This is a genomic window from Romboutsia maritimum, from assembly GCF_002251085.2.
In the GTDB taxonomy this organism is placed as follows: domain Bacteria; phylum Bacillota; class Clostridia; order Peptostreptococcales; family Peptostreptococcaceae; genus Romboutsia_B; species Romboutsia_B maritimum.
In genome coordinates this window covers 16,916-36,341 of sequence record NZ_NOJZ02000016.1, presented here as the reverse complement: position 1 = coordinate 36,341, position 19,426 = coordinate 16,916, and the positions used below count along the sequence as shown (strand labels likewise).

At 27.3% G+C, this 19,426-nt stretch carries 15 protein-coding genes, 1 pseudogene and 1 riboswitch; of the genes and pseudogenes, 13 read left to right on the top strand and 3 right to left on the bottom strand.

Annotation, left to right across the window (positions count from 1 at the left end):
* Window positions 1-56: 56 nt before the first annotated feature.
* Window positions 57-947: a LysR substrate-binding domain-containing protein gene (locus CHF27_RS09300; protein ID WP_095406556.1), complete on the bottom strand. Its 891-nt coding sequence runs from the start codon at window positions 945-947 to the stop codon at window positions 57-59.
* A 193-nt stretch (window positions 948-1,140) separates the two neighbouring features.
* On the opposite strand from CHF27_RS09300, the gene CHF27_RS09295 reads away from it, so the two are divergent.
* The gene (locus CHF27_RS09295) at window positions 1,141-2,172 is read left to right on the top strand and encodes a YeiH family protein (RefSeq protein WP_243444988.1); all 1,032 of its coding nucleotides are present in this window, start codon (window positions 1,141-1,143) and stop codon (window positions 2,170-2,172) included.
* Between the two features lie 157 nt (window positions 2,173-2,329).
* On the opposite strand, the gene CHF27_RS09290 is transcribed toward CHF27_RS09295, so the two are convergent.
* On the bottom strand, window positions 2,330-3,004 hold the full coding sequence (locus CHF27_RS09290) for a deoxynucleoside kinase (protein ID WP_095406555.1): 675 nt from the start codon (window positions 3,002-3,004) through the stop codon (window positions 2,330-2,332).
* Window positions 3,004-3,660, bottom strand: a complete 657-nt coding sequence (locus tag CHF27_RS09285) for a deoxynucleoside kinase (RefSeq protein ID WP_095406554.1) — start codon at window positions 3,658-3,660, stop codon at window positions 3,004-3,006. The genes CHF27_RS09290 and CHF27_RS09285 overlap by 1 nt, the downstream gene beginning before the upstream one ends.
* 178 nt (window positions 3,661-3,838) lie before the next feature.
* On the opposite strand from CHF27_RS09285, the gene CHF27_RS09280 reads away from it, so the two are divergent.
* The 12 genes and pseudogenes from CHF27_RS09280 to guaA all read left to right on the top strand — a co-directional run bounded on the left by CHF27_RS09280 (window position 3,839) and on the right by guaA (window position 19,400).
* Window positions 3,839-4,714: a DNA-3-methyladenine glycosylase family protein gene (locus CHF27_RS09280; protein ID WP_095406553.1), complete on the top strand. Its 876-nt coding sequence runs from the start codon at window positions 3,839-3,841 to the stop codon at window positions 4,712-4,714.
* A gap of 16 nt (window positions 4,715-4,730) precedes the next feature.
* Window positions 4,731-6,221: a cardiolipin synthase gene (gene cls / locus CHF27_RS09275; protein ID WP_095406552.1), complete on the top strand. Its 1,491-nt coding sequence runs from the start codon at window positions 4,731-4,733 to the stop codon at window positions 6,219-6,221.
* Between the two features lie 156 nt (window positions 6,222-6,377).
* Window positions 6,378-6,662 carry a co-chaperone GroES gene (locus tag CHF27_RS09270; protein WP_095406551.1) on the top strand — a complete coding sequence of 95 codons (285 nt, stop codon included), beginning with the start codon at window positions 6,378-6,380 and terminating at the stop codon, window positions 6,660-6,662.
* A gap of 21 nt (window positions 6,663-6,683) precedes the next feature.
* Window positions 6,684-8,309, top strand: a complete 1,626-nt coding sequence (groL, locus tag CHF27_RS09265; protein WP_095406550.1) for a chaperonin GroEL — start codon at window positions 6,684-6,686, stop codon at window positions 8,307-8,309.
* 223 nt (window positions 8,310-8,532) lie between these two features.
* A complete protein-coding gene (locus tag CHF27_RS09260; protein ID WP_095406549.1) occupies window positions 8,533-9,219 on the top strand; it encodes an ABC transporter ATP-binding protein in 687 nt (228 codons plus the stop codon).
* The gene (locus tag CHF27_RS09255; protein WP_095406548.1) at window positions 9,212-11,899 is read left to right on the top strand and encodes an ABC transporter permease; all 2,688 of its coding nucleotides are present in this window, start codon (window positions 9,212-9,214) and stop codon (window positions 11,897-11,899) included. Before CHF27_RS09260 ends, CHF27_RS09255 begins: the two co-directional genes overlap by 8 nt.
* 142 nt (window positions 11,900-12,041) lie before the next feature.
* Window positions 12,042-12,746: a response regulator transcription factor gene (locus tag CHF27_RS09250; RefSeq protein WP_095406547.1), complete on the top strand. Its 705-nt coding sequence runs from the start codon at window positions 12,042-12,044 to the stop codon at window positions 12,744-12,746.
* Between the two features lie 2 nt (window positions 12,747-12,748).
* Complete coding sequence (locus tag CHF27_RS09245; protein WP_095406546.1) at window positions 12,749-14,002, top strand: sensor histidine kinase; 1,254 nt, start codon at window positions 12,749-12,751, stop codon at window positions 14,000-14,002.
* 58 nt (window positions 14,003-14,060) lie between these two features.
* Window positions 14,061-14,804 (top strand): nickel pincer cofactor biosynthesis protein LarB, encoded by a 744-nt coding sequence (gene larB / locus CHF27_RS09240; protein WP_095406545.1) that lies wholly within the window; start codon window positions 14,061-14,063, stop codon window positions 14,802-14,804.
* Between the two features lie 40 nt (window positions 14,805-14,844).
* Window positions 14,845-16,028 (top strand): annotated as a pseudogene (gene larC / locus CHF27_RS14735) (nickel pincer cofactor biosynthesis protein LarC).
* Between the two features lie 46 nt (window positions 16,029-16,074).
* A riboswitch (purine riboswitch) is annotated at window positions 16,075-16,176 on the top strand.
* A gap of 216 nt (window positions 16,177-16,392) precedes the next feature.
* Window positions 16,393-17,856: an IMP dehydrogenase gene (gene guaB / locus CHF27_RS09225; RefSeq protein ID WP_095406543.1), complete on the top strand. Its 1,464-nt coding sequence runs from the start codon at window positions 16,393-16,395 to the stop codon at window positions 17,854-17,856.
* A gap of 2 nt (window positions 17,857-17,858) precedes the next feature.
* Window positions 17,859-19,400 carry a glutamine-hydrolyzing GMP synthase gene (gene guaA / locus CHF27_RS09220; protein ID WP_095406542.1) on the top strand — a complete coding sequence of 514 codons (1,542 nt, stop codon included), beginning with the start codon at window positions 17,859-17,861 and terminating at the stop codon, window positions 19,398-19,400.
* The last annotated feature ends 26 nt before the right edge of the window (window positions 19,401-19,426 follow it).

Below are 19,426 nucleotides of genomic sequence, written 5' to 3'. Positions count from 1 at the left end.
AGCAACTGACCTGATTTTTAAGGTCGTTGGCGATATGAGCGAAGTAAATTTTTTATTTATTGTAAAGTTAATGCATATTGATTCAATTCACTTATGAAAACTTCTGAAGCTTTAGATAGCTTCATATTTTTAGGTGTAATATATGAAAAATGTCGGTTATAATTGTCACCTAAATCTATTATTGATAGTTCTTTGTTTAAAAAAGATGGATAAGCTATAAAGTTAGATATAATCGTTACCCCAAGATTGTTTTTGACAGCTTCTTTAACTGCATAATTGCTTCCCAGCATCATTATATTTTTAGGAGAAATCTCATTTACATTTAAAAACATATTAAGTGATTCTCTAGTTCCAGAACCAGATTCTCTAACAATCCATTTTTGATTTTGAAGTTTATCATAAGTAAAATTATTAGATAATAAATCTGAGTTATAAGGAAGGGCCAACACCATTTTATCTTTTAAAAAGTATTTTTGGTTAAAATCTAGTGAAGGTGAAATTCCTTCTATAAGACCAATATCTAATTTCAAATCTTTTAAACTAGAACACACAAGAGACGTATTTTCTATGAATATTTCTACATCGATATCAGGATATTTTTTTATAAAAGTTGATAGGAATTTAGGTAAAATATATTCACCTATTGTTAAGCTAGCACCTACTTTTATACGGCCTTTTAATGAATCAGAAACATTGCTTACTTCTAATTTTGTTATATCTAATAAATTAATTATTTCTTTTGCTCTTTTATATAAAATTTGACCGCTTTCTGTTATCATAATAGATTTTTGTTTAATCGATCTATTTATTAAAATTACACCAAAAAACTTTTCTAAGTTTTTTATATGAGTACTTACACTAGGTTGAGATATATGAAGATACTCGCTAGCTTTGGTGAAATTTTTAAATTCTACTACTGCAATGAATGTTTTCAATTCTTCAAACAATTCAACGACCTCCCATTTTTAAATTTCTTAATTATTTATTTTAAATTTGAGTATTATTATATTATATATAATAATCATAAAAAATATTAATGAATATCATTTTAATTATTTATTTTACTTATGGATATTTTCTATATATACTATTTCTATGACGTAATTAAAATAAATTCATAAAGAAAGGAATTAATATATAATGTTAAAAGATAACATAAATTTAATGAAAATTAAAGTGAAAGATATATTACCAGGTCTAATAGTATCTGTTTCAGTTGGAGTAGCAAGTATGTTACTTGCAAATATAATACCTAAGATAGGAGCAGCATCTATAGCTATATTTTTAGGTATGTTCGTAGGTAACTTGTTTTTAAATCAAGATGTTTTTCAAAAGGGATACAAATTTTCAGAAACAGATTTATTATCATATTCAATAGCTTTGCTTGGAGCAACACTTAGTATATCAACATTAATGGAATTAGGTGTATCAGGTATATTATTCATAGTATTACAAATGTCAATAACTATAATTTCTGCATTATATATAGGAAAAAAATTAGGATTTGGACAAAATTTTAGATATCTTATGGCTAGTGGAAATGCAGTTTGTGGTTCATCAGCTATAGCCTCTACTGCACCTGTTATAGGCGCAGATGATAAAGACAAAGGAATCGCAATAACAATAGTAAATGTAACAGGTATATTTTTAATGTTTTCGTTACCAATAATTGCAAACTTCTTATATAACCTTGAACCTATGAAAACATCAGCAATTATAGGTGGTACATTACAATCTGTTGGACAAGTTGTAGCAAGTGGAGCCATGGTAAATGAAAAAGTAAAAGAACTATCAACATTGTTTAAAATAGTTAGAGTTATATTATTGGTAGTTGTTGTATTTGTATTTGGACACTTAAAGAATAAATCAAATATAGAAATATTAGAAGAAGAAATAAAGGATACTAAAAAGGGAAAGGTAAAAGTGCCTTGGTATGTAATAGCTTTCTTTGTAGCGTGTGCACTATTCTCTTTAAAGTTAATACCAACTCAAGCATCATTAATTTGTAAAGAGTTAAGTAATAAATTTGAAATAATAGCATTAGCAGCTATTGGATTAAAAGTTAACATAAGAGATTTAATTAAACAAGGAAAAGCTGTATCTTTATATGGATTCTTTGTAGGGTTAGTTCAAATAATATCAGCAACAACTTTAATATATTTAATATTATAAATAAATTAAAAAGGTACTGGGATTTTGTTAAAATAGAATTTTGTGGTTAACCTACCGCTTGGGATGAGTATAAGTTCTCCTCCATGCAGGTGAAAATCATGCCTGCAAATGTCGGTGGAACTTATATCTCACCCCTTCGCTAGGTTACTTCACAAAATTATTGTATTTTTGAGACAGCCCCAATACCTAATGCTTTTTTAATTTCATTACATAATAAATCAAGATGTTCTGGGTTGTTTATTATATCAATTTCGTTTATATTAACATATAAAACAGGAGATTGACTGTATTCACCTATCCATCGTTCATATCTATTGTGAAGGTTTTTCCAATAATTTATATCAACGCTTTTTTCCATTTCACGTCCTCTAAGATTAATTCTGTTTACTATTGTATCTATAGATCCGTTAAGATAAATCATTAAATCAGGTCTTCTTAAATGAGGAACCATATCATTGAATAAATCTCTATAAGTTATATAATCTCTTTTACTCATTTTTTTATTATCAAATAAATTCCTAGCAAATATTTCAACATCTTCATAGATACTTCTGTCTTGGATATTATTAAGGCCATTATTATCTATTTCTTTTTGTTGCTTAAATCTTTGAGCTAAAAAATATAATTGCAAGTGGAATCCCCATTTTTCTTGATCTAAATAAAAATCTTCTAAATAAGGATTACCATCCACCTTTTCAAAATGGGTTTCAAATCCTAATTTTTCACCTACTAATTTAGTTAATGTTGATTTACCGGCCCCAACATTACCAGCTACAGTTATAAATAAATCTCTACTTAAAGGCTTGTTGCATTGGTTTACTAATTTAAACATTATGCATATCCTCCTAGTTGTTTGATTGCTTGTTCTACTTTGTTTATTATAAACGCTTTATCTTTTTCATTATTTAAAAAATCTAAATTTGAATTATCAACTTCTATTATAATAGGTTCTGTTCCCATAAAGTTATGTTTTATAGACAAGGGATTGAAGTAATATTTATATTCTCTACTCAATTCATCAATATAATTTCGATCCATTTGTCTTTCAAAACTTCTATCTCTTAATGCAATTTTTTTCATTAGGATATCTGTATGTGAATTTAAATAAACAATTATGTCTGGTTGAGGTAAATCATTAACAAAAGTATTGTATACTTGTTTATATCTATGAAATTGCATCTTATCAAGTGTTAATCCTGCAAATATAAGGTTTTTTATAATATGATAATCACTAATAACACATTGTGATTTACTCAAAGTATTTTTTTCAATATCTTCTAGCTGTTTTACTCTATTAAATAGAAAAAATGCTTCTGTTTGTAAAGCATATTCTTTAATATCATTATAAAATTTTGATAAAAAAGGATTTTCTTCAACTATCTCTCGTAAAAGAGTATGATTAAAGTGATTACTAAGTATAGTAGCTAAAGTTGTTTTTCCTACACCTATAGGCCCTTCTATCGCAATAAAAATTCCTTTATTTTTCATATAAATTCACCTTCTAAAAGTAATGTTTAATGTATTTTATCAGAAAAATTCTTAGAATACTACTCTAGACATCTGAATTTAAATTTGTATATAAAAAATTTTATTTAATTTATGTAAAATATGGGTAAATTAAATATATCATGAAATAATAAGATGTAAATTAAAGGAGAATGAATTAATGAAGGCTTATGAAAAAGATAATTCGGTTATATTAGAAGAAGTAGCAGATTTTGATCCTAAGCATATATTTGAATGTGGGCAATGTTTTAGATGGAATAAGAATGAAGATGGATCTTTTACAGGTGTTGCATATGGAAAAATTTTAAATATAAAAAAAGAGGGTAATAAAATATATTTAAATAATACTAATTTAGAGGATTTTAATAGTATTTGGTTTAATTATTTTGATTTAGGAACTAATTACACACAAATAAAAAATAATTTAAAAAATATGGATGATTATTTATTAAAAGCTACAGAGTTTGGTTGGGGGATAAGAATATTAAGACAAAATGGATGGGAAATGTTAATATCATTTATAATATCATCTAACAATAGAATACCTATGATACAAAGGGCCATAGAAAATTTATCTAAAAAATATGGTAAATATTTAGGAGAATATAAAGGAAAAAAGTACTATGCGTTTCCAACACCAGAAGAATTGAGCAAAGCTTCACAAGAAGAGATAAGAGCATGTCAAACAGGATTTAGGGATAAATATATAAAAAGTACAACAGATAGAGTTATTGAAGAAAATGATGATGTAACAGAATACATAAATCTAGATACACAGACATGTGTAAAAGAATTAACTAAATTTAATGGAGTAGGTCCGAAAGTAGCAGACTGTATAGCTCTATTTGGAATGAGAAAATATGATACTTTTCCAGTAGATATTTGGGTAAAAAGAGTTATGCAAGAATTTTATGTAAATGAAGATATGAGTTTACCTAAAATAAGAGCATATGCAATAAATAAGTTTGGTGATTTATCGGGATTTGCACAACAATATTTATTCTACTATGCTAGGGAATTAGGAATTGGTAGATAAGTAAAGGGGAGAGAATATGGGATTATCAGGGATATTATTTTTAAGTTACTTAATTATATCTTATTTAGCAGGTGCAGTAGTTTCAATGACTATATTACTTGAAAATAGAGACCCTTCCAAAACTATGACGTGGTTATTAATTTTTTTATTACTTCCAGGCATAGGATTGATTTTTTATGCTATATTTGGCAGGAATCTAAGAAAAAGAAAAATATTTAGAACACAAAAACTTGCAAATAACATAAGAGAAGAAAAGTTCTTTTATAATTTAGAGGAAATTGAAGAACTAGTAAGACTTGAGCAACAAACTATAGATGATAATAGGCTTTTGCATGATAATGAAGTAGATAATGCAAAGAAAAGGGTAATTAGATTATTATTAAATACAGGGAAATTTCCTTTTACCACTAATAATAATGTAGATATATTTATTGATGGAAATGAAAAATTTGATAGGCTTATTGAAGATATAAAAAATGCTAAAGAACATATACATTTAGAATACTTTATAATTAAGGACAGCAATATAGGTAGAAAAATACAAAAGCTTTTAATACAAAAAGCTGATGAAGGGGTTCAAATAAGAATAATTTATGATGATGTAGGTTGTTGGAGATTTTGGTTTAAGAGAGAATTTTTTAAAGAAATGAAGTATCATGGTATACAAATAGAAGCTTTTTTACCAGCTAAATTTCCTATAATAGGAGGCAAAATTAATTACAGAAATCATAGAAAAATTGCTGTAATTGATGGGAAAATCGGGTATACAGGTGGAATCAATATAGGCGATGAATATTTAGGTAAAAATAAAAAATTTGGATATTGGAGAGATACGCATATTAGAATAGAAGGAACTTCAGTATATATGCTTCAAATGGTATTTTTAATAGACTGGTATTATACAACAAAGGAAGTTATATTGACTAAAAAATATTTCCCTAAAATTAACAAAATAGGAGAAAGTATAATTCAAGTTGTAGCCAGTGGACCAGATAGTGATTGGGAATCTATACATTATGCATATTTTTCAGCTATATGTCAGGCTAAAAAAAGTGTATATATAGAAACACCATATTTTATACCTGATGAAAGTATATTAAGAGCGTTGAAAAGTGCTGCTTTAAGTGGAGTGGATGTAAGGATAATATTTCCTAAAATTGCTGATCATAAAATTGTTAATACAGCATCTTATTCATATTTTGGAGATATATTAAGATCTGGAGGTAGAGTTTTTTTATATGAAAAAGGATTTATCCATTCAAAGGTAGTAATAATAGATGATATTATTTCATCAACAGGATCTGCTAATATGGATTTAAGAAGTTTTATGTTGAATTTTGAGATAAATGCATTCATATATGATAAAAAAGTTATAGAAATAATGAAGAAAGATTTTTTTGAAGATATGAAAAATAGTAAAGAAATAAATAGAGATGAATTTGAAAGTAGAAAAATTATAAAAAAGGCTAAAGAATCCATAGCAAGACTATTTTCTCCTATACTTTAAAATATTAAAAAAGGTTATTAAATTTTTTACTAAAACTATTGAAAATTATGGATAATTAGTATATCATAATAATTGTTAGCACTCTACTTAGTAGAGTGACAAAAATAGATGAAGATATATTTCTACATATAAAAATTCACTTAGGAGGTATAAATTATGAAAATAAGACCATTAGCTGACAGAGTAGTTATAAAAAAAGTTGAAGCTGAAGAAAAAACTGCAAGTGGAATAGTTTTACCAGGAGCAGCTAAAGAGCAACCTCAAATGGCAGAAGTTGTAGAAGTTGGACCAGGTGGAGTAGTAGATGGAAAAGAAATAAAAATGGAATTAAAAGTTGGAGACAAAGTTATATTCCAAAAATATGCAGGAAATGAAGTTAAAATAGAAGGAACAGAATATACAATATTAAGACAGAATGATATATTAGCAGTAATAGAATAATTTTATTAGGAGGGGTTTAAAATGGCTAAAGAAATAAAATTTGCTGAGAATACAAGAAAAGCTTTAGAAGCTGGTGTTAATAAATTAGCGGATACAGTAAAAGTTACATTAGGTCCTAAAGGAAGAAATGTTATTTTAGATAAAAAATTCGGAGCACCTCTAATAACTAATGATGGTGTTACTATAGCTAAGGAAATAGAGTTAGAAGATAGATTTGAAAATATGGGAGCTCAATTAGTTAAAGAAGTTGCTACTAAAACTAATGATGTAGCAGGGGATGGTACTACAACTGCAACAGTACTTGCTCAAGCTATAATAAGAGAAGGTTTAAAAAATGTAACAGCAGGAGCAAACCCAGTACTTATAAGAAAAGGTATACAACAAGCAGTAGAAGTAGCAGTTAAAGAATTAAAAGATCAATCAAGAACTATAGAAACTAAAGAATCTATATCTCAAGTTGCATCTATATCTGCTGGAGATGAAGAAGTAGGTAAGTTAATAGCAGAAGCTATGGAAATAGTAGGAAAAGATGGAGTTATAACAGTTGAAGAGTCAAAAACTATGAATACAGAATTAGAATCTGTTGAAGGTATGCAATTTGATAGAGGATTTGTATCTGCATATATGGTTACAGATGTAGATAAAATGGAAGCTGTATTAAATGATCCATATATATTAATAACAGACAAGAAAATATCTAATATACAAGAGATATTACCAGTACTAGAGCAAATCGTTCAACAAGGTAAAAAATTATTAATAATAGCTGAAGATGTAGAAGGTGAAGCATTATCTACATTAGTAGTTAATAAACTAAGAGGAACATTTGAAGTTGTAGCTGTTAAAGCTCCAGGATTTGGAGATAGAAGAAAAGCTATGCTTGAAGATATAGCAATACTTACAGGAGGAAAAGTAATTTCAGAAGAATTAGGATATGACTTAAAAGAAGCTGATGTTACTATGTTGGGTAGAGCATCTTCAGTTAAGATTACAAAAGACAGTACAACTATAGTTGATGGATATGGTGAAAAATCTGAAATAGAAAATAGAGTAAATCAAATAAAACATCAAGTAGAAGAAACTTCTTCAGAATTTGATAAAGAGAAATTAATGGAAAGATTAGCTAAACTTTCTGGAGGAGTAGCTGTAGTAAAAGTAGGTGCTGCTACAGAAGTTGAGATGAAGGAAAAGAAACTAAGAATAGAAGATGCTCTTAACGCTACAAGAGCAGCTGTTGAAGAAGGTATAGTTGCAGGTGGTGGAACTGCTTATGTTAGCATAATACCAGTATTAGATAAGTTAGTAGAAGAGCTTGAGGGTGAAGTTAAGATAGGTGCTAGAATAATAAGAAAATCATTAGAAGAGCCATTAAGACAAATAGCATTGAATGCAGGACTTGAAGGAGCAGTAATAATACAAAATGTTATGAGTGAATCTGCTGAAGTAGGATTTGATGCATTAAATGAAAAATATGTAAATATGATAGAGTATGGTATAGTTGACCCAACTAAGGTTACTAGAACAGCTTTACAAAATGCAGCATCTATAGCAGGAGTATTTTTAACTACTGAAGCTGCAGTAGCAGATCTTCCACAAAGTGATGAAGGAATGCCAGGTATGGGAGCAGGAATGCCGGGAATGATGTAGAGTAAGGCTCTATTAAATAAAATTTAATATGTAAAAAAGAGTTATCTTAAATTTTAATTTTGAGATAGCTCTTTTTTATGTATTTTTAAATTTTCAGAAAATTACTAAAAAGTAATAACAAAATTTATAAAAAAGTAATAAAAACGTTGTATTATATATTTAGAATTATATTAGATATACAGTGATAGAATAATGGATAGTAAATGTGTTTGGAGGAAATCGTGTGAATATAATAAAGGTTGAAAATGTGTGCAAGTCTTATGGACAAGGCGAAGGAAAAGTAGATGCCCTTAAAAATATAAATTTATCAATAAAAAAAGGTGAGTTTATTGCAATAGTAGGTAAATCAGGATCGGGAAAAAGCACTTTGCTTCACATGATGGGAGGAATTGATAAAGTTACGAGTGGTAAGGTAAGTATAAATGGAAAAGATTTATGTGATATGAGTGAAACAGAATTAGCTATCTTAAGAAGAAGAAATATAGGATTTATTTTTCAATCTTTTAATTTAATACCAGTTTTGACCGTAGAAGAAAATATAGAAATGCCAGTTTTATTAGATAAAAGTAAAATGGATGAATTTTATAAAAAAGAACTAATTAAGTTATTGCAGTTAGAGGATAGAAAAAATCATTTACCATCACAACTTTCTGGAGGACAACAGCAAAGAGTATCCATTGGAAGGGCCTTAGCAAATAAGCCCTCTATAATATTTGCAGATGAACCAACAGGTAACCTTGATTCTAAAACATCAAAAGATATTATGGAAATTTTAAAATTTAGTGCAAAAAAATATAATCAAACATTAATTTTAATTACACATGATTTAAATATAGCTAAGATGGCAGACAGAGTTATAACTATAAAAGACGGTATGATATTCAATGATGAGGTGATATCAGATGAATAGTTATACTGATATAGTACTAAAGCAAATGAAATCAAAGAAAAAACGAAATGTATTAACGCTTTTAGGGATAATAATTTCAGTGATTTTATTTACTTCAATAGGAGAATATAGTGAATTTATTAAATCTTATAGAATTGCTGAAGCAAAATATTATGAGGGTAATTCGGAGGGAATATTTTATAATATTTCACATGATAAGATTAAATTTATTGAAAATAATGTAGAAATAAAAGATTATTCATTACGAGCAGAAGACTTTATAGGTAAATATAATTTAGGTAATCAAAACTATAATCTAAAAATATATTCAGTAGATGAAAATTTTATCTCTAACACATATAAAGGATCTATGAATTTAGTAGAAGGTGAATTTCCTAAATCATCAAAAGAGATAATTTTAGAGAGAAAGGCAAAAGAACAATATAACAAAAAAATAGGAGATATATTTAATGCTGGAGATAAAAGTTATAAAATAAGTGGATTTTTCCAAGGAACTTATACAAATTCTCAAGACTTGATAGGACTATCGAATCTTGAAAATCCGGATAATTATACAAAATTATGTGTATTTGTAAGATTAAATAAAACAAACGGTAAGGTTGAGATATTAGATAGAATAGCTAAGGATCTAGATATTGAAGTTGCAAATTATGATAATGTATATAATTTTAAAAAAAGCAAAGTGAGTTATTTGGAATATAATTCTACGCTTTTATATTATATGGGAGAAGACATGACTGGTCATATGATTATATCTCAAAAGATTATAGAATTAGTGATGATTATCATAGTGTTTATATCAACAGTAGTACTAATATATAGTTCTATTAATTCATCTATTACAGAAAAAATTAATCAACTTAGTTTATTAAAATGTATAGGAGCAACTCCAACTCAAATAAGAAAAATAATATTTAAAGAATCTTTAATATTAGGTGGATTATCTATTTTTCCAGGAGTCTTAATAGGTCATTTAATAACCTGGTTTATAATAAATATAGTTGTAAAGAATAGCATGGCTATTGATTTTTATGGTGTAAACGTAAAACTTTCACCAAAAATTATATTATGCGTAGTATTTATAACACTAGTGACAATAATTTTATCTACGGCTAAGCCTGCATTAAAAGCATCAAAAATTTCGTTGATACAAGGTATAAAGAGTAATTCTTTAAAGTTAGAAAAAAATATAAAAAAGAGAAAAAGTAAGTTTTTAAGATATCTATTAGGCGTAGAAGGAGAACTTGCTTACCGAAATTTGAGAGCTAATAATAGAAGCTTTATAATAACTACATTAGCATTATCGGCATCTTTGATAATGTTTTTAGTTTTTAGTGGATATATAGATGCAATAATAGTTGGTATTAATAAATTTTCAAATAATAATCATTCTGATGTTGAAATTTCTACGTATACAGATATTGCTGAATATATTTATAATACCTATGATTATTCTAAGAAAGATAATACTTATGATATAGATGATGAAGAGTTTATTAGTTGTATGCTAAGTAGAATATCAGATGATGATAAATTATTAAATAAAATTAAAGAAAATTTAATTAAAGATAAAATAGGAAGAAAAATATATAAAACTCATATAATGGGCAAAGATTTATTGATTGAAAATATAAAATCTTATGATAAATCATTTGACACAACAGATTTAAAATATAATGAAAAATTAAATGGAACTGTTTTTCACAATGGAGAAATATTAGTATATGATGATGAGGCTTTTAATAAAATAAACAAAGAAATAAAAGGAAATTATGCGGATTTAATAAAATTTAAAAATAATGGAGTTATATTTGTTAACCCGATAAGTGTAGATTTGAAAGGAAGGATATATGAAAAAGCTTCGACTAGTTTTAAAGAAAAGGATAATATAAATATATATCCTGTAAATTCTGTTGATTCAATTGAAAAATTTGAAAATCCAACGAAAAAAGACTTAGAAGAAGCTAAAAAATCAAAGATTACATTACATGTAATTGGGAGTATAGGAAAGAATCAAATAATAGATAGTGACAGAATAATGAATGATAATACATTTTCTATAATTGTTTCTGAAAATACATATGATAAATATAAAGATAAAATGGTTGATGGAGATCTGAATAGTATACAACAACATAAAATAGGATTTGATTATTATAATCAGTCAGTCAGAAAAATTTATTCAGAAAAACTAAAAGATTATATAACTCTGGATTTGGGTTATACATATGAAGATCATTATATGATTAAGGAGCATTACAAACATTATATAATAGGAATGAGTATAATAATATATAGCTTCGCGGGGCTTACCATGTTAATAAGTATCTTAAATATTATAAATAATAGAAGTTCAGCAATATTGTATAGAAAGAAAGAATTTGGAACTCTTATGGCAATTGGGATGAATAAAAAAGATTTAATAAAAAGTATACTTTTCGAAGGTATAGTTAATTGGATTACACCATGTATAGTTTCAGTTCCTATATCATGTATAATTTTGAAATTTATATACGTAAATTTAATTAGACATGGAGATTCAAGAGTAGTTAATATGCCAATATTTATATTTATAATAGGGATATCTGGACTACTTATAATAAATATTTTAAGTACCTTAATTCCTATAATTAAGTTAAAGAAATTTGATATGATAGATATGATAAAAAATGAAGAGTAAATTATTTTAAACAAAAAGAGATTTAATGTTGCTATTAAATCTCTTTTTGTTTTAAAATAAGAGGAAATCAGTCATATAGAATATAAGTGTTATTATATGTCGTAATATTTGATATTATATTTACATAGACAAGGAGGTAAATATGGATAATATATTATTAGTAGAGGATGATAGACCGTTAGCTTTAGGATTTATATATACATTACAAAAAGAAGGATTTAATATATTACATGCAACTAATTTAAGACAAGCAAGAGAATATATAGATGAAAATATTGACTTGATATTGCTAGATGTAATGCTACCTGATGGAACTGGGTATGAATTTTGCGAAGAAACTAGAAATAAAGGATTTGAAATGCCTATAATATTTACTACAGCTTGTGATGAAGAAAGTAACATAGTTATGGGATTAGATATTGGAGCAGATGACTATATTACAAAACCTGTTAGATTAAAAGAACTTATATCTAGAATAAATGCAAATTTAAGAAAAAGAAAAAAAATAAAAAACAATATAAATAATAAGCATGTTTTAGAATCAGAAGATTTAAAAATTGATTTGTTGAGCCATGAAGTTATAAAAAATGAAGAAGAAGTTATTTTAACGTTAAGTGAATATAAATTGTTATTAATTCTTATGGAAAATTCGCCAAATGTAATGAGTAGAAATATTCTACTAGAAAAATTATGGGATGTCGAAGGTGATTTTGTGGAAGGTAATACTTTAAATGTTTATATAAAAAGATTACGTGAAAAAATAGAAGATGATTTAAAATCTCCATATTATATACAAACTGTAAGAGGGATAGGTTATAAATTTAATCCAGAAGTAAGGAGAGTTTAAACATGAACGGTATTTTAGATATTATAAGGGATAAAGAGAGACGAAATATCCTTATATCACTAATTATAGTTTTTATTATAGGTTATTTTGGATTAAATTTAGCTGTAAATAGTATTTTGTGTAAAATAGAAAGTGATTATATAAATCAAAATATATCTATTGTTGGACAAGTAGTAAAATACAATCCTGAACTTGAGGAAGAAATAGTAGCAACTGTTACAGGTAAGGATTTATCAGAATATGAATTAGGTAAAAGAATTATGGAAAAATACTCATATAATACGAATATAAGTAGAGATATTAATCCATTAACTAAAAATATTATAAGCATAAAAACAAAAACACTTTTTATATTTTGGATATTATTTTTTATATGCACAATTTTATCTATAAATCATTTTATTAAGAAAATAGTGAAAAATATAAAGTCAGTAACTAAAAGAGCTGAAAATATAATAGAGGGAAGAATTAGTAAAGTATCTTATAGCAGTTTTGAAGAAGGAATTTTTAGCAAGTTTAATAGTAAATTTGATTTGATGGAAGAAAGAATGAATAAGATGATTGATGAATTAAAAGAAGAAAAAATAACTTTAAAGAATATTATAAATGATATATCTCATCAATTAAAAACACCTCTTTCAGCTTTAACTATGTATAATGACATAATGTTAGAATATAATACAGATGACGATGAAGATATGAAAGAGTTTATAAATTTAAGTAAAGATCAATTAGGAAGAATGAATTGGTTAATAACAACTTTGCTGAAGTATGCAAGATTAGAATGTAACTCAGTTAAGTTTGATAAAGAAATGAATTCTATAAATGAAACGATATATGACTCAATATCTAGATTAAGAAAAAAAGCAGAGTTAAAGCAACAAAAGATTGAATTTATAGCAGAGAAAGATGTAAAACTAATGCATGATAGGAATTGGATGAGTGAAGCAATCGCAAATATTATAAAAAACTCAATAGAACATACAGATGTAGGTGGAAATATATTTATTGCAATTGATGAAAGTCCAATGTCAGTCGAGATAATAATAAAGGATAATGGAAAAGGAATTCCTAAAAATAAGTTAAAAAAAGTATTCGAAAGATTCTATAAAGATGAAAATAATATTAATCCTCAAAGTATAGGAATAGGATTGGCTTTAACAAAAGCAATTGTAGAATCACATGAAGGACATATTTATGTAGATAGTGAATTAGGGAAGTGGACTAGTTTCCATATATCTTTCTTAAAAATATAGTTGGGGTTAAGGTACTATATTTAAAACAAAATTTTTATAAAAACAAAGAGGGATTATTATGGATTTAAGAAAATTGCTTGAGGAAGTTAAGGATAATAATATAGGTGTAGAAGATGCACTATGTCAGTTAAAAAATCTTCCATATGAAGATTTAGGATATGCGAACATAGACCATCATAGAGAATTAAGAAATGGATACCCAGAAGTTATATATTGTGAAGGTAAAAGTGATGAGCATATAATTGGCATAATAGAAAAGATGAATGAAAAAAAATATAATATATTAGGTACTAGATGTAGAAAAGAAACATTTGAAAAAATAAAAAAAATATATAGTAATGCTGAGTATGAAGAATTATCAAGAATATTAAAAATAAAAAATGATAATATTAGAAATAAAGGAAAAGGAAAAATTTTAATAGTTACAGGTGGAACATCGGATATAGCTGTGGCAGATGAAGCTTATTATACTGCTGAATTTTTAGGAAACGAAGTAGAAAGAGTTTATGATGTAGGAGTAGCTGGAATACATAGATTATTAAATAAAAGACATCTAATACAAAGTGCAAGGGTGATAATAGCTGTAGCAGGTATGGAAGGTGCACTTCCTAGTGTAGTCGGAGGTCTAGTTGATGTTCCTGTTATAGCAGTACCTACTTCAGTGGGTTATGGAGCAAACTTTAAAGGTCTATCAGCTCTTCTTACAATGCTAAATAGTTGTGCGTCAGGAATTTCTGTAGTAAATATAGATAATGGATTTGGAGCAGGATATTTAGCATCGATGATAAATAAGCTGAAATAGTTTTAAAAATACAAAGTATGTGTATTTAAGGAGAAAAAATATGAATCAGAGAGTTCTTTATTTTGATATTATAAATGGAATATCAGGTGATATGACATTATCTACATTACTAAACTTAGGTGTACCTAAAGAAATATTTTTAGAGGAATTGAGTAAATTAAAATTAGATGATGAGTTTGAAATAGAAATAACCTCTAAAAATGAAAGTGGGATAGTGGGTACAAATGTAAATGTCATCACAAAAGAAACCAGTGCATATAGATACTTAGTAGATGTGTTTGATATTATTGATAATAGTGATTTAAATAATAACATAAAAAAAATGTCTAAAGATATATTTATGACTATAGGTGAAGCAGAAGCTAAAGTACATGGAACAACCATAGATAAAATTCATTTTCATGAAGTGGGGGCAATAGATTCTATTGTAGATATAGTAGGTAGTTCTATACTAATTGATTTATTGAGTGTAGATAAAATATATTCAAGTTTAGTACCATTAGGTTCTGGATTTGTAAAATGTGATCATGGAATGATGCCAGTGCCAACTCCTGCAACGATAGAAATTTTAAAAGGAGTCCCAGTTAAATTAAATTCAGTAAAGGGCGAATGTACAACGCCTACAGGTGCAGCAATAATAAAAACATTATGCAATGAATTTATAGATACATTAGAATTTGAGCCAGATAAAATTGGATATGGAATTGGAGAAAAGCAATTTGAGATACCTAATATGTTAAGATGTATTTTAGGTCAAAAAAAAAACAAGAAGTAATATATGAAATAATTGCGAATATTGACGATATGTCTTCAGAGGTATATTCTTATTTATATGAGAAAGTTTTAGAAGAAGGAGCTCTAGATATTTATACTGAAAGTATATATATGAAAAAAAATAGACCATCAAATAAAATTTCTATTTTATGTAATGAAAATGATTTAGAAAAATTTGTAGAATTATTACTTATAGAAACGAGTACATTTGGAGTAAGATATCATAAATATAATAGAGAGAGACTTAAGAGAAAGTTTATTAAAATAAATACACATTATGGAGATATAACAGTTAAATTAGGATATTATAAAAATAAATTGATAAAGGCAACTCCTGAATATGAAGAATGTAAAAAAATAGCAAAAAATAAAGGGATTCCTTTGAATCAAATATTTAATATAATAAATTGTATAATAAACGAAGAATATAAGATAAACTTATTGACATAATGAACAAATTTTGATAAATTAGTATTCAACTTAAGAAAAAATTTATGAAATAAGATTACAAATCACTCGTATATACTTGGAAATAAGGTCTGAGAGTTTCTACCGAGATACCGTAAATGTCTTGACTATGAGTGAAATTATTATATCAGAACATCTAATAAAGTAAATGTATAGGCTGAACGAGTTCCCTATATATTGGCTATAATTTAGAGATGTTTTGGAAGCCTGTATAGTAATTTCACTTTTATTAGAAATGATGGAAGTTACTATACAGGTTTTTTTGTTAACTTTTTTAAAATCGAACAAATCAATATATTTTAAATAAAATATTCGTATAAATTGAAATCATGAAGGGAGAAATACTATGGCAACTATAATAAAAGAAGGATTAACATTTGATGATGTTTTATTAGTTCCTCAAAAATCAGAAGTATTACCAAAGGATGTAAATATAGAAACTTACCTAACTAAAAAAATAAAGTTAAATATTCCTTTAATGAGTGCAGGTATGGATACAGTTACAGAGTCAAAGATGGCTATATCTATGGCTAGACAAGGTGGAATAGGGATAATACACAAAAATATGTCTATAGAAGAACAAGCTTTAGAAGTAGACAAAGTAAAAAGAAGTGAAAGTGGAGTTATAGTAGATCCATTTTATTTATCTAAAAATCATACTATAAAAGATGCAGATGATATTATGGCTAGATATAAAATATCAGGAGTACCTATAGTTGATGAAAATAATAAATTAATTGGGATAATAACAAATAGAGATATAAAATTTGAAGATGATATGACTAAGAGCATAGAAGATGCTATGACAAAAGAAAATTTAGTAACTGCTAAAGAAGGTATAAATTTAGTAGAAGCTCAAAATATACTTAAGAAACATAAAATAGAAAAACTTCCAATCGTAGATGATGAAGGTTATTTAAAAGGATTAATAACTATAAAAGATATAGAGAAAAAAATACAATTCCCAAATTCAGCTAAAGATTCACAAGGAAGATTATTATGTGGAGCAGCAGTAGGAATAACTAATGACATGCTAGACAGAGTAGAGGCATTAGTTAAGGCAAATGTAGATGCAATAGTTTTAGATACAGCTCATGGTCATTCTAAAGGCGTTTTAGATGCAGTTTTAAAAGTTAAACAAGCTTATCCTCAACTTCAAGTTATAGCAGGAAATGTAGCAACAGCAGCAGCAACAGAAGATTTAATAAAAGCAGGTGCTGATTGTGTTAAAGTAGGTATAGGACCAGGATCTATATGTACAACAAGAGTAGTAGCAGGAATTGGAGTTCCTCAGGTTACAGCTGTTATGGATTGTGCTGAGGTTGGTAAAAAATATGGAGTACCAGTAATAGCAGATGGTGGAATAAAATACTCAGGAGATATAGTAAAGGCTTTAGCAGCAGGAGCTTCTGTATGTATGATGGGATCATTATTTGCAGGAACAGAAGAAAGTCCAGGAGAAACAGTTCTTTACAGAGGAAGATCATATAAAACTTATAGAGGTATGGGATCGATAGCAGCTATGGAGCATGGGTCTAAGGATAGATATTTCCAAGAAAACTCTAAAAAACTAGTTCCAGAAGGTGTTGAAGGAATGGTTGCTTATAAAGGAAAAGCGGAAGATATAATTTTCCAAATGATAGGTGGTTTAAGAGCTGGAATGGGTTATTGTGGAGCTTCAACAGTACAAAATTTAATGGATAGTGCACAGTTTATAAAAATAACAGCAGCTTCATTAAAAGAAAGTCATCCACATGATATAACTATAACTAAAGAAGCGCCAAATTATAGTATGCAAGGAGAGATATAAATATGAAAAAACATGAATTAGTACTTGTAATAGATTTTGGTGGACAATATAATCAATTAATAGCAAGAAGGGTTAGAGAAAATAATGTATATTGCGAAATCCTTCCTTGTACTACTGATATAGAGGTAATAAAAGCAAAAAATCCAAAAGGGATAATTTTTACAGGTGGACCAAATAGTGCGTATTTAGAAAATTCACCTAAAATAAACAAAGAAATTTTTGAAATAGGAGTTCCTATACTTGGTATATGTTATGGAGTTCAAACCATGGCTCATACTTTAGGAGGGAATGTTAGAAGAGGAAATAATAGTGAAAAAGAATATGGAAAAACTCAAATAACATATAGCGAATCTACTCTATTTGAAGGTATTTCTACAAATACTGTTTGGATGAGTCATACTGATTTAATTGATGTTCTTCCAGAAGACTTTAAAATAGTTGCGCATACAAATGATTGCCCTGTAGCAGCTATGGAAAATACAGAAAAGAAATTATACGGAGTACAGTTCCATCCAGAAGTAGAACATTGTTTAGAAGGAGATAAGATAATTAAAAACTTCTTATATAATATTTGTGAGGTAAGTGGAGACTGGACAACTGATTCATTTATAGATGATAAAATAAAAGAATTAAAAGAAAAAATAGGAAATAAAAAAGTATTATGTGCATTGAGTGGAGGAGTTGACTCTTCTGTAGCAGCAGTATTAGTACATAGGGCTGTTGGCGATAATTTAACTTGTATATTTGTAGATCATGGATTACTTAGAAAAAATGAAGGTGACGATGTAGAAAGAATATTTAGAGAAAAATTTGACATGAATTTAATAAGAGTAAATTGTGAAGATAGATTTTTATCTAAATTAGTAGGTGTATCAGAACCTGAAGCTAAGAGAAAAATAATTGGCGAAGAATTTATAAGAGTATTCGAAGAAGAATCAAATAAATTAGGAAAAATAGATTTCTTAGTTCAAGGAACTATATATCCAGATGTTATTGAAAGTGGTCATGGAGATGGAGGCGCATCTACTATAAAATCACATCATAATGTTGGAGGAATACCAGAAGACATAGAATTTGAAATAGTTGAGCCTTTAAGAGAATTATTTAAGGACGAAGTGAGAAAGATAGGATTAGAACTTGGAATAGAAGAAGGATTAATCTTCAGACATCCATTCCCAGGTCCTGGTCTTGGAATAAGAGTTATAGGAACTATAACTAAGGAAAAATGTGATATCTTAAGAGAAGCAGATGCTATATATATGGATGAACTTAAAAAAGCTGGATTATATACGGATATATGGCAAGCATTTGCTACTTTACCAGATGTAAAAACAGTTGGAGTTATGGGAGATGAAAGAACGTATGCTTATTTAGTAGGATTAAGAGCTGTTACATCTTCTGATGGAATGACTTCAGATTGGTATAAAATGCCTTATGATGTTTTAGAAAAAATATCTAATAGGATAGTAAATGAAGTTGATGGAGTAAATAGAGTAGTATATGACATAACTTCTAAGCCACCGGGAACAATAGAATGGGAATAAACTAAAAAATAGACATTTTGCACAAA